Genomic DNA, 1,165 nt, shown 5'->3' on the forward strand with positions numbered 1-1,165 from the left:
CTTTGCACCGAATAGTTTACCTAACCAAAAAAAAGGAACGGCTACCGCAGCACCACTCGAAATAATCAAATCTGGTTTTTCTTTTCTAAGTATTTTAAATGCAAGAATGGTATTTTTTATCGTGTTTTTTACATTTCTATTTGTGGGATAATAACAAGGATAAAATCTTTCTTCTTTCAATATAGATTTTGCATCTGTTTTATCAAATGTGACCCAAAATCTATCTTCGTTTTCCCAAAACTTTTTTAACAAATACAGGTGTGTCAAATGGCCACCGCTGGAACCTACTAATGCTATTTTCATTTTTTAATATGCGTCCGATCCGTTAATACTTTGTACAATTGTGAGTACTAGAAGCTTGATATCATTTTTGGTGCTATGGTACTGGAGATAATAGAGTTCTAAATCTGCTCGTTGAGGAAAAAGAACTTTACTTCGACCATGTGTTGTCCAATAACCAGTAATTCCAGGTTTACACATGAGTAAGTAAGAGAGGCGCTCCCCATATTCTTTCGCTTCAAAAAGCAAAATTGGTCTTGGGCCAACCAATGCCATATCCCCTTTAAGAACATTGATAAATTGTGGTAACTCATCAATTGAGTGTCGCCTGATAAATGACCCAATCTTCGTTACCCGTGGATCATTTTCTAATTTGTTGCCATTGGTATGGTAGGCAGCTTTAATTTCTGGATGGAGCTCTAGATAATGCTCAGCATTAATTATCATTGTTCTAAATTTCAAAATATAAAAAATTTTACCATTTTTTCCATACCGTTTTTGTTTATAGAACATTGGCCCTTGATCTTTTTTTGAGCTCATTTTGTAAGGGACATAAAGCAATGCAGCCGCAATAAGAAACAAAATTGAACCTGCTAACCCTCCTAAAATATCAATTGCTCTTTTTATAATTAGCTCTCTATAAGTAAATTTTTTTAATGCTACTAACTTGTGTTCTTCCAATTCAGGTGATGAGGAATCCTCAAAAACTTCCATTATTTACTCCAATTAATCCCTTTAAAATAATCCTAAAAATTTTTTTGTTTTGATCTTTGTTGGTTTTTCTTGATATAAACTTTCGTTTATAATCACTGACTCTACATTATTTTGAAACATTCGTGATACACCAGAACCATAACTATCTTCAATAATTTCAAATGCTTCCTTC

1 protein-coding gene and 1 pseudogene are annotated in these 1,165 nt (G+C 33.0%); both read right to left on the minus strand.

Annotated features, from left to right (window positions below):
* Positions 1-303: pseudogene (locus tag ABZS58_RS51450) on the minus strand (UDP-N-acetylglucosamine--LPS N-acetylglucosamine transferase); the annotation flags it as partial.
* A gap of 3 nt (positions 304-306) precedes the next feature.
* The gene (locus ABZS58_RS51455) at positions 307-993 is read right to left on the minus strand and encodes a sugar transferase (RefSeq protein WP_354792168.1); all 687 of its coding nucleotides are present in this window, start codon (positions 991-993) and stop codon (positions 307-309) included.
* Positions 994-1,165: the final 172 nt, after the last annotated feature.

It is taken from the genome of Dactylosporangium sp. NPDC005555 (genome assembly GCF_040605635.1).
Classification (GTDB): domain Bacteria; phylum Actinomycetota; class Actinomycetes; order Mycobacteriales; family Micromonosporaceae; genus Dactylosporangium.